Annotated in this window: 9 protein-coding genes and 1 rRNA gene; all 10 read left to right on the forward strand. The window is 46.6% G+C overall.

Annotation, left to right across the window (positions count from 1 at the left end; translation table 11 throughout):
- Positions 1–3 precede the first annotated feature (3 nt).
- The 10 genes from rpmA to ACEN8J_RS03315 all read left to right on the forward strand — a co-directional run bounded on the left by rpmA (position 4) and on the right by ACEN8J_RS03315 (position 11,109).
- Positions 4–321 (forward strand): 50S ribosomal protein L27, encoded by a 318-nt coding sequence (gene rpmA / locus ACEN8J_RS03270; RefSeq protein WP_039272574.1) that lies wholly within the window; start codon positions 4–6, stop codon positions 319–321.
- A 146-nt stretch (positions 322–467) separates the two neighbouring features.
- Positions 468–1,205, forward strand: a complete 738-nt coding sequence (locus tag ACEN8J_RS03275) for a Spo0B domain-containing protein (RefSeq protein WP_029518427.1) — start codon at positions 468–470, stop codon at positions 1,203–1,205.
- Positions 1,206–1,218: 13 nt separating this feature from the next.
- Positions 1,219–2,529 carry a GTPase ObgE gene (gene obgE / locus ACEN8J_RS03280; RefSeq protein ID WP_029518428.1) on the forward strand — a complete coding sequence of 437 codons (1,311 nt, stop codon included), beginning with the start codon at positions 1,219–1,221 and terminating at the stop codon, positions 2,527–2,529.
- Between the two features lie 157 nt (positions 2,530–2,686).
- Complete coding sequence (locus tag ACEN8J_RS03285) at positions 2,687–3,124, forward strand: ACT domain-containing protein (protein ID WP_013311587.1); 438 nt, start codon at positions 2,687–2,689, stop codon at positions 3,122–3,124.
- Between the two features lie 43 nt (positions 3,125–3,167).
- On the forward strand, positions 3,168–4,454 hold the full coding sequence (locus ACEN8J_RS03290) for a homoserine dehydrogenase (RefSeq protein ID WP_029518429.1): 1,287 nt from the start codon (positions 3,168–3,170) through the stop codon (positions 4,452–4,454).
- A 27-nt stretch (positions 4,455–4,481) separates the two neighbouring features.
- Positions 4,482–5,450, forward strand: coding sequence for a homoserine kinase (gene thrB / locus ACEN8J_RS03295; protein WP_029518430.1), 969 nt, complete (start codon positions 4,482–4,484; stop codon positions 5,448–5,450).
- Positions 5,447–6,346 (forward strand): prephenate dehydratase, encoded by a 900-nt coding sequence (gene pheA, locus ACEN8J_RS03300; protein ID WP_029518431.1) that lies wholly within the window; start codon positions 5,447–5,449, stop codon positions 6,344–6,346. Before thrB ends, pheA begins: the two co-directional genes overlap by 4 nt.
- Before the next feature lie 17 nt (positions 6,347–6,363).
- Positions 6,364–7,248, forward strand: coding sequence for a branched-chain-amino-acid transaminase (ilvE, locus tag ACEN8J_RS03305; protein WP_029518432.1), 885 nt, complete (start codon positions 6,364–6,366; stop codon positions 7,246–7,248).
- A 159-nt stretch (positions 7,249–7,407) separates the two neighbouring features.
- Entirely contained in the window at positions 7,408–9,006 is a 1,599-nt protein-coding gene (locus ACEN8J_RS03310; protein WP_029518433.1) for a LysM peptidoglycan-binding domain-containing protein, read from the forward strand.
- A 547-nt stretch (positions 9,007–9,553) separates the two neighbouring features.
- Positions 9,554–11,109: ribosomal RNA gene (locus ACEN8J_RS03315) — 16S ribosomal RNA — on the forward strand.
- Positions 11,110–11,255: the final 146 nt, after the last annotated feature.

Raw genomic sequence — 11,255 nt, forward strand, 5'->3', positions numbered from 1 at the left:
ATCATGTTGAAATTGACATTGGATCTTCAATTATTCGCATCGAAAAAAGGTGTAGGTTCCACAAAAAACGGACGTGACAGTAAATCGAAACGTCTTGGAGTGAAACGTGCTGACGGTCAAGCAGTTACCGGCGGTAGCATCCTGGTTCGTCAACGCGGAACGAAAATTCACCCGGGCACGAACGTGGGCATCGGTAAGGACGACACCCTGTTCGCGAAAGTGGACGGCGTTGTGAAGTTCGAACGTTGGGGCCGTGATCGCAAAAAGGTGAGCATCTACCCGATCGACGTTGCTCCAGTAGCAGCTACTGTAGAAGCTTAATAGCGGCTTAGACACGCTGAAAAGCCTCCGGCACTTTTGTCGGAGGCTTTTTTGCATGATGGTAATGAACTGGAAAGTTAGTCTGTGCTATACTGGATTAAGGTTCTTTAATAATCCATTTAATTATCGCAGAACGGAGAGAAGCCATGTTCCAGCGGATAAGAGCGCCTTATCTGGCGTTGGGTTCCATTCTGATTCCTTTGGTTTTTTCACTGCTCTATCCCGAAGTATTAACGATTATCTTATTAGCAGTATGGTCTGTAGTTGCTGCATGTTTTGGTATGTGGTATACGAATAGACAGGTTGAGTATGAGCGGAAAGCTGCTTTGCGTTCTTTTGAGCGTACAGCGATTGCAATGCTTAACCATCATCGGCATGACTGGATGAATGACTTGCAGGTGCTTTATGGATATATTCGCATGAATAAGCATGATAAATCTGTTGCTTATGTGGAAACAATAAAAGGGCGCGTGGCGGAAGACAGTAAAATATCTAAGTTGGGTATTCCCTCACTGGTGTTTTATTTACAGTCTTTTCGCGTGAACGCCGGTAATTTACAGTTGTCGGTACAGGTTGAGGAGCAGTTAAAGTTAGACGCTGTCATGTCTCCCGAAGACGGCGAGTCGCTTGCCTCGGCCGTCATAGAAACGGTGCGTGCGTATCAATATGGCGGGGGCCGGTCGTCCTGGGGAGAAGTGCGCAGATTGACACTTTATTTCGGTATGGATCAGAATGATGTTATCGTCCGTTTTGAAGGAAGTGACATACCTGCGGATTTGAATATCCTTAAGCGGGTCAGATCCGTACCCGGAAGTGAACGCATTCGAACAGAGAAGCTCCCTACGGGCGAAATGTTTCAAATTCGGATGCAGTGCCAGACATAAGGAAGGTGTAACCATGTTTGTAGATAAAGCGAAGATTTTTGTTAAAGGCGGAGACGGCGGAGACGGATTAATTGCGTTTCGTCGTGAGAAATACGTTCCTGAAGGTGGCCCAGGTGGTGGTGACGGAGGGAACGGTGGAGATGTAATTTTCCGTGTAGATGAGGGTTTGCGTACCTTGATGGATTTTCGGTACCAACGACATTTTAAAGCCCAGCGTGGAGTGAAAGGTCGTAACAAAAGTCAACACGGAGCCAATGCGGAGCACATGATCGTACGTATACCGCCGGGAACGGTCATCATAGATGATGATACTGGTGAAGTAGTAGCAGATATGACACGTCATGGTCAACAAGTCGTCGTAGCTAAAGGAGGACGCGGAGGGCGCGGGAACATCCGTTTTGCTACGCCGAGTAATCCAGCGCCTGAGTTGGCTGAGAACGGTGCAGAGGGACAAGAACGTTATATCACGCTTGAGTTAAAAGTAATGGCTGATGTAGGCTTGGTCGGGTTTCCTAGTGTTGGGAAGTCTACCTTGTTGTCGGTTGTATCTTCCGCAAAACCGAAAATTGGGGCCTACCACTTTACAACGATTACTCCGAATTTGGGTGTTGTGGATGTGGGTGATCATCGTAATTTTGTGATGGCGGATTTGCCTGGTTTAATTGAAGGGGCTCATGAAGGTATTGGGCTGGGACATGAATTTCTGCGGCACATTGAGCGGACGCGTATTATTATCCATGTCGTGGATATGGCGGGCTCCGAAGGACGTGACCCGTTTGAAGATTGGACTAAAATTAACGACGAATTGAAGCAATATAATTCAGCATTGGCTGAGCGTCCGCAAATTGTGGCGGCCAATAAAATGGATATGCCGGAAGCTGAAGAAAACCTGGCTCACTTCAAAGAGCAGATTGCTTCTATACGTCCTGATCTTGAAATCATGCCTATTTCCTCACTGACACGTCAAGGTGTGAAGGAACTGCTCTACCGGGCTGCTGATTTGCTGGATCAAATACCGGACGAGCCGGTTGTTGAGGAAGTAGCAGAAGTTAATGAACGTAAGGTATTTAAGCTGGATACAGCAGAAGACGAGGGCTTTACAATTGTACGTGAAAACGATACATTCGTGGTGCAGAGCCCTAAAATTGAGCGCATGATGAAGCGCATGCAGTTGAACTCGCATGATGCCATTTTGAAATTAGCAAGAACGTTACGCCACATGGGTGTGGATGCTGAGTTACGCAAGCGTGGCGCCAAAGATGGTACATCTGTACGCATTGCTGATTTCGAGTTCGAATTTGTTGAAGGCAGCAGCTACTACTAAATTTCAAATAAAGGTCTAAAACCTGAACGGTTACTGTACTATAGGAAACTCTATAGAAGGCAGTAGCCGTTTTTTGCATTGTTTGCTTGCCGATTTTCATGAGTTTCGATATAATGTCCTCTATACAAAAACATAAGTCTTTGAGGAGAGGACGTTCTTGAAAGAGCGCTATTACTTGGTACGGGAAGATATTTTGCCTGAAGCTATTGTTAAGACCATACAGGTGAAACTGCTGCTGGCTTCAGGAGATGTTAAAACCGTGCATGATGCCGTCGAGCAAGTTGGGCTAAGCCGAAGCGCCTTTTATAAATATAAGGATGGCATACATTTGGTTAACCAGCTGGAGCGTGAGCGAATTGTTAATATCTCTATTGATTTGGAACATCAATCCGGAATGTTGTCCAGGGTACTTGGCAGAGTGGCAGATTTCGGAGGCAATGTGCTGACGATTCAGCAAAGTATTCCACTGCAAGGCAGAGCCAACGTAGTCATCTCGGTAGAAATGTCCAGACTCAGTGAAGAGTTGGGTGTTCTACTGGAGGGCTTGGAAGATATCTCTGGAGTCAAACGTGTTCGCCTGATTGGGCAAGGTTAAGGCAATACAGTTCATTAGATAAAAGTTATCAGGAGGGGAATGGATGAAACCGGTCAAAGTAGGATTGTTAGGTTTGGGGACGGTAGGAACGGGGGTCGTTCGAATCGTAGAAGGCAATCAGGAAGACTTGAGCAGACAAGTCGGTTCACCGATCATCATTGAAAAAATAGCTGTAAAAAACATAGAAAAATATCGTTCCATTGAAGTGGAGACGAGCAAACTTACTGAGGACCCATGGGAAGTTATTCGGGACCCTGAAATTGATGTAATTATCGAAGTCATGGGCGGCGTTGATCAGACGAAGGAGTACATTCTTGAAGCGCTGGAGCGGGGTAAACACATCGTAACGGCAAATAAGGACTTAATGGCTTTGCACGGTTCTGAAGTATTAGCAAAGGCGCAGGAAAAGCAGTGTGATATTTTTTATGAAGCGAGTGTAGCGGGTGGTATCCCGATCATTCGTACACTAATTGAAGGTTTCTCCTCCGACCGCATTACCCGCATTATGGGGATTGTGAACGGTACGACAAACTTTATTTTAACCAAAATGAGTCAGGAAGGGGCCTCGTACGAGGAAGTTCTCAAGGAAGCACAGGAGCTTGGGTATGCTGAATCCGATCCGACCTCAGATGTGGAAGGACTGGATGCAGCCCGTAAAATGGCAATTCTCGGCACGCTGGGTTTCCGCTCTAATGTAGAGCTCAAGGATGTAAGTGTCAGCGGCATTTCAAAGGTAACCAGTGAAGATATTGCTTTTGCTAAAAAACTAGGATATGAAATGAAATTGCTAGGCATTGCAGAGCGCCAGGGTGATGAATTTACGATTAACGTTCAGCCGACCATGGTACGCAAGCAACATCCATTGGCTTCGGTGAACGGGGTATTCAACGCGGTGTATGTGCATGGTGAAGCAGTGGGTGAAACCATGTTTTATGGTGCGGGTGCAGGTGAAATGCCGACGGCAACATCAGTTGTAGCCGATTTAGTTGCTGTAGTGAAAAATCTCAAACTTGGTGTCAATGGGCTTAAAGCCATCGTTCCTTACAACCCTAAAAAAATTAGTAACGACGAAGATGTGTATTTCAAAAACTTCGTGCTTCTGCATGTGGATGATAAAGCAGGGGTGTTGGCACGGATTACGCAAGTATTTGCTGAATTTGATGTCAGTCTGGCATCTGTTGTGCAGCAACCGAATGAGGTTAACCCCGATGCTGAAATTATTATCGTGACTCATTTAGCCAGTAAAGCAAGTATGAAAAAGGTTTTGGAGCATTTTGAAACTTTGGACGTCATCCGTCGCATCAAGAGCGTATATCGAGTAGAGGGATAGTCAATAAAAGCAGGAGGAATTGTCTGTATGACCGTTTTAAAAACAGCAAGAGTGCGTGTGCCCGCGAGTACGGCCAACTTGGGTCCGGGCTTTGATACATTGGGCATGGCGTTGTCCTTATATGCATGGATTGAAATGAAGGAGGCCGAACAGACGGCTTTTCATTTATACGGAGATGAAATGAATGGTGTTCCCCAAGATAAAACTAATCTGATTTTCAAGGTAGCACAAATGGTTTTTCGGGAAACGGGTGTATCAGTTCCTGAGCTCGATATTTCGATGTACTCAGATATTCCACTCACTCGTGGTTTGGGCAGCAGTGCTTCCGCCATTGTGGGCGCCTTGGTCGCTGCAAATACGTTGATTGGCTCGCCTCTGCCGGATTCCAAGTTGTTCGATATGGCAAGCGCCATTGAAAAACATCCGGATAATGTTGGAGCTTCTCTGTTTGGCGGTATTATTACAGCGATGTGGGACGGTGAGCGTGCTAGGCATTTACGACTTGAACCGGATACCAATCTGGAGGTTATGGTAGTTATTCCAGATTTTCAGCTGTCCACGTCGAAAGCCAGAGAGGTTCTACCCGCACAAGTATCATTGAAGGATGCTGTATATAATATAAGTCATGCTTCCATGCTGGTAGCAGCATTGGCATCAGGGCGAACCGACTTAATCGCTGAAGCGATGCGTGATCAGCTTCATCAGCCTTACCGCGCGGCACTTGTGCCAGGTATGGCAGAGATCTTGCAGGATGCGCACCATTATGGTGCTTTGGGTGTGGCTCTAAGTGGGGCTGGACCAACGTTGCTGGCATTGACAGATCGGCGGGAAAATCGGAAAGCAGAGCTGGAGCAGTATTTAACGGATACCATGAACAAAGAGGGGATCACTGCTTCTGTTTTAAAATTGCGCCCTGAGGATGAAGGAGTTAAAGTATATACAGAAGGGAATACTCTCCCTTTTATGGATATGATTAAAGGGGAACTTACGATATGAAACGAATTGCACTTCTTCCTGAGGGGACTGTTTCTCATGAAGCGATTAAGTATTTGTTAGGAGATACGTCCCATGAATTACTTTTTTACAAACATATCGCGGACGTATTTCAGGCAGTAGACAAGGGTCAGGCAGACTATAGTGTAATTCCCATTGAAAATACGATTGATGGCTCTGTAAGTTTGCATATGGATTGGCTTGTACATGAAGTAGACATTCAAATGCAGGCGGAATGGGTATATCCTTCAATTCAAAATCTTATTGGTCATCGCAGTGAATTTACGAAGGATTTGGACAAGCTAGATTTGAGCAAAGTGGTCAAAATTATGTCTCATCCTGTGGCGCTTCCCCAGTGTAAAGAATTCATACAGGCTTCCGCTCCTCAGGCCGAGTTGGAGAGTGCAGGAAGTACGGCGGAAGCTGTCGAAATTGTTAAACATAACCCCGGTAAAGGCTGGACCGCTCTCGGAACCAAGCTTGCGGCTGCCAAACACGGATTGGATATTTTGGCCAGCAAAGTGACGGATCACGATAACAACTTTACCCGCTTTGTCTTGATCGGTCATCAACCTATAAGTCTCCCGGGTACGCCTGAAGGTCAGCGAACCAGTATTTTGGTCACGCCGCCGCAGGATTTCCCGGGAGCGCTGCATCAGGTTTTATCCGCATTTGCATGGCGCAGGTTAAATCTGTCCCGTATTGAATCGCGTCCGACCAAAAAGCAATTGGGGAATTACTATTTTTACATTGAAGTTTTGGAATCTCTGCATTCCGTGCTACTTCCGGCAGCCTTTGCAGAGATCGAGGCTTTGGGGTGCCATGTACGTGTTCTTGGCTCTTATCCAAGCTACAAGTATGTTGAAGCAGCGATCGAACCTATTTTAAAGGAACATTAATCGGAGGTGTGGTTTTAATGGCAGAACAATGGATCTATCTGGATGGGCAGCATGTGACTAAGGAAAACGCAAAGGTTTCCGTATATGATCATGGATTCTTGTACGGAGACGGTATATTTGAGGGCATTCGTATCTATAACGGGAATATTTTCAAATGTAAGGAGCACTTGGAGCGTCTGTATGATTCTGCGAAATCCATTCAGTTAAACATTCCGTTGTCTCCTGATGAAATGTTGGAAGCAATGGCTGAAACGATTCGTCTTAACGAAATGCGTAACGGATATATCCGTCTGATTGTATCCCGAGGTGCAGGAAATCTAGGTTTAGATCCTCTTCGTTGTGCGAAGGCGAGTGTCATCATTATCGTGGAGCAGCTCGCCATTTACCCGGAAGAAGCTTACTTGACTGGCCTGAAGACAATTTCTGTCTCTCAGCGTCGCAACATCCCGGATGCTTTGAATCCGAAGATTAAATCATTGAACTATCTCAACAATATCCTCGTGAAGATCCAGTCTAACTATGCTGGTGTAGGTGAGGCTATTATGCTCAATTCCCAAGGGTATGTGACGGAGGGCTCTGCAGACAACATTTTCATTGTCAAAAACGGAGTGTTGTATACACCTCCTTGCTATTTGGGGGCGCTTGAAGGGATCACTCGTAATGCTATTATCGATTTGTGTGCTAAGCTTGGGTACTCCCTTAAGGAACAACCTTTTACACTGCATGATGTATATGTTGCGGACGAGGTGTTTTTTACAGGAACTGCGGCAGAAGTTATTGCAGCTTATGAAGTGGATGGTCGTACGATCGGCTCTGGCGTTGCTGGCCCAGTAACTTTGGAGCTCCTGGCTGAGTTCCGGAAGATCGTGGATCAGGATGGCTACAAAGTGTGGCAGGACTAAAATAAAACCGAATCCTTTTAATTGAATGCTCGCGAGAGTATTCAGTTAAAAGGATTTTTTTGTTTGTATGGGGTCATTCGCCCGGGAGGTGCATAGGATGTAATAACAGAAGCCGGGCGTTTATCCCGCCCGAACGAAAGTCTAGGAGGTTTGTGACCTGTGAAAATACACATCGTCAAAAAAGGTGACACTCTGTACTTGCTGGCACAGAAGTATAATGTGACGCTGGAGAAAGTTATTGCCGCCAATCCCCAATTGGCAGACCCTAATCAGTTGAGCATCGGAGAGAAAATTAAAATTCCGACAGAGCCTGTCACGATGGAAACACAGCCGTCAACGGTATATCAACACAAGGTTAAGCAAGGAGACTCATTGTGGAAGTTGTCTAAGGCGTGGAATGTACCGCTCAAGCTAATTATTGATGCCAATTCCCAGCTTAAAAACCCGAACGCACTACTGGTTGGAGAAACAGTTAATATTCCACACTACAAAGAAGAGAATTCTGATTTTACTGAGAATAAAAAAAATACCGCAGTCAAAGAAGAGATGACACAGCCTAAACCTGAATCCCCCACTAAGCAAGAACTTACCCAGCCCAAGGCAGAGATGACACAGCCTGAGCCGGAGAATATGCCTAGCCCTAAAGAGGAGATGACACAGCCGAAAGAAACAGTGAATCCTCCTAAGCTTCCTGAATTAAAACTGCCTGAAGTTCCTATGGCACCCGTAAATCCCGCTCCACCTCAAATGCAGCCCATAGTTACACCACCTGCTCCACCTCAAATGCAACCTATAGTTACCCAACCGATTGCATCTAAGCCACAGCTTCCTACAACTGTTGTGAAGCAACCTGTAGCTGAAAAGTTTTGCGGCTGCACAAAATCGGAGCCGATGGTAAATTCCGAGTGGTCGATACAACAGCCGACATCTGATTACAGCCCACAAATAAATGCAATGCCGAACTCGTGGTATCCGGGGATTGGGTCTCCTCAAGCGCCTATAAATACCTCCTTAGCAGAATATGCCTCTCCTACTGTAGTTTCTGATCAGGGCTATCATCATGACTGTGAGCATCCATGGTGCTGGGGGCCTGTGCAGACACCAATTATAAATGCCTATCCAACACCTTATCCTGCCTATTCAGATTGCTGCGCCCCCGGATATTATCCGAGCCATGAAGCGTCTGAAAATGCATCCTATCCTGTCTATCCTCCATTTATCCATCAAGGGCATCCGCCGCAGTATTCAGAGAGTACAGTCCAGAGCAGTCAATGGAGCCAGGCATGGGGAGGACCTCCATATGGTTTGCCTGCGGCTGGACACGTATCCGACTATAGCCAACTACAAGGGCAACAATCTGCGAATTCCCCTTATCATCCGTTTGCGCATGGGAATGCACCTATGTATCCATTAGAGGGATATACAACACCCTATATGTTTATGCCAGACTGTGGATGCCGGGAAGAGAACGTCCAGTCGGCACCAGCAATTCCAGGAACGCAGGAGGTAGGTAACAATCTGACTATAGCATCCCAAAATGAAATTGATTCTTCTTCTAAAACAAAGGATCGTAGCGTGAGTAAAGGTAAATCAAAAGACAGCTCTGGCAGCACATCCAAAGAAGAGACGTCCAAAGTCAAGGTTTCCAGTAAAAATGCTACTAATAAGAAGCAAAAATCCCGTAATTCAACTGGAGGAGAAACTCGTTCCTCATCCTTTAGTGCTCGTTCGCGTAAAAATCCATGGATTAGGGACTGACGTGGCTAAAAGTAAAAAGTAAAAGAAGAGAGACTCCTAGTAGTGCCCCGGCTTTATTAGTCATTAAGAGAAAGAAATGAATGTTAAAGAGACTGTTATTCTGCTTGAGGGAATAATGGTCTCTTTATTTAAATGCAGTGATTTTAAAGATGAGAAAATAATTTTTAAAAAAAGGTGTTGCTACTAAGCTTATATATGTGGTATATTCTTATAGCTGTCTTTTACAAGATAGTTAGCAATACGAAAACAAAGCAGAGTTGATTGTAAAATTCTCTTAAAAAAAAGTGTTGCAAAGACGCGTGAAACATGATATATTATTTAAGTCGCCGCTGAGATGCGGTGGTGAAACAAAGTGAGATATGATGTAGGTTTGATCTTTGAAAACTGAACAACGAGTGAGTGCGGATTTTGCTTGCGAAATCCAACGCTGAGATTTTGGTACATGCCATCAGGCTGTATAAAATGGAAGCAAACAAGAGATATTTTTTATCTCGTCAGTTTCAAAATGAGCTTATCGCTCTTTCTATAAACCAGCTTCGGTTGGTCTTTAATGGAGAGTTTGATCCTGGCTCAGGACGAACGCTGGCGGCGTGCCTAATACATGCAAGTCGAGCGAGGTTAGTTAGAAGCTTGCTTCTAACTAACCTAGCGGCGGACGGGTGAGTAACACGTAGGCAACCTGCCCACAAGACAGGGATAACTACCGGAAACGGTAGCTAATACCCGATACATCCTTTTCCTGCATGGGCGAAGGAGGAAAGACGGAGCAATCTGTCACTTGTGGATGGGCCTGCGGCGCATTAGCTAGTTGGTGGGGTAAAGGCCTACCAAGGCGACGATGCGTAGCCGACCTGAGAGGGTGATCGGCCACACTGGGACTGAGACACGGCCCAGACTCCTACGGGAGGCAGCAGTAGGGAATCTTCCGCAATGGGCGAAAGCCTGACGGAGCAACGCCGCGTGAGTGATGAAGGTTTTCGGATCGTAAAGCTCTGTTGCCAGGGAAGAACGTCTTGTAGAGTAACTGCTACAAGAGTGACGGTACCTGAGAAGAAAGCCCCGGCTAACTACGTGCCAGCAGCCGCGGTAATACGTAGGGGGCAAGCGTTGTCCGGAATTATTGGGCGTAAAGCGCGCGCAGGCGGCTCTTTAAGTCTGGTGTTTAATCCCGAGGCTCAACTTCGGGTCGCACTGGAAACTGGGGAGCTTGAGTGCAGAAGAGGAGAGTGGAATTCCACGTGTAGCGGTGAAATGCGTAGAGATGTGGAGGAACACCAGTGGCGAAGGCGACTCTCTGGGCTGTAACTGACGCTGAGGCGCGAAAGCGTGGGGAGCAAACAGGATTAGATACCCTGGTAGTCCACGCCGTAAACGATGAATGCTAGGTGTTAGGGGTTTCGATACCCTTGGTGCCGAAGTTAACACATTAAGCATTCCGCCTGGGGAGTACGGTCGCAAGACTGAAACTCAAAGGAATTGACGGGGACCCGCACAAGCAGTGGAGTATGTGGTTTAATTCGAAGCAACGCGAAGAACCTTACCAGGTCTTGACATCCCTCTGACCGCTGTAGAGATATGGCTTTCCTTCGGGACAGAGGAGACAGGTGGTGCATGGTTGTCGTCAGCTCGTGTCGTGAGATGTTGGGTTAAGTCCCGCAACGAGCGCAACCCTTATGCTTAGTTGCCAGCAGGTCAAGCTGGGCACTCTAAGCAGACTGCCGGTGACAAACCGGAGGAAGGTGGGGATGACGTCAAATCATCATGCCCCTTATGACCTGGGCTACACACGTACTACAATGGCCGGTACAACGGGAAGCGAAATCGCGAGGTGGAGCCAATCCTAGAAAAGCCGGTCTCAGTTCGGATTGTAGGCTGCAACTCGCCTACATGAAGTCGGAATTGCTAGTAATCGCGGATCAGCATGCCGCGGTGAATACGTTCCCGGGTCTTGTACACACCGCCCGTCACACCACGAGAGTTTACAACACCCGAAGTCGGTGGGGTAACCCGCAAGGGAGCCAGCCGCCGAAGGTGGGGTAGATGATTGGGGTGAAGTCGTAACAAGGTAGCCGTATCGGAAGGTGCGGCTGGATCACCTCCTTTCTATGGAGAATCGTTTCCTGCGATGGAAACATTCAAATTCGCAGGTACATGTACCTGCGACCGGATATTCAATTCGGTTCATCACATTCGTGTGAATGAAATGAATATCCTGAACTTACTCACTCGTTGCTCAGTTTTGAGAGCTC

The sequence above is a fragment of the Paenibacillus sp. Paensp38 genome (genome assembly GCF_059491915.1).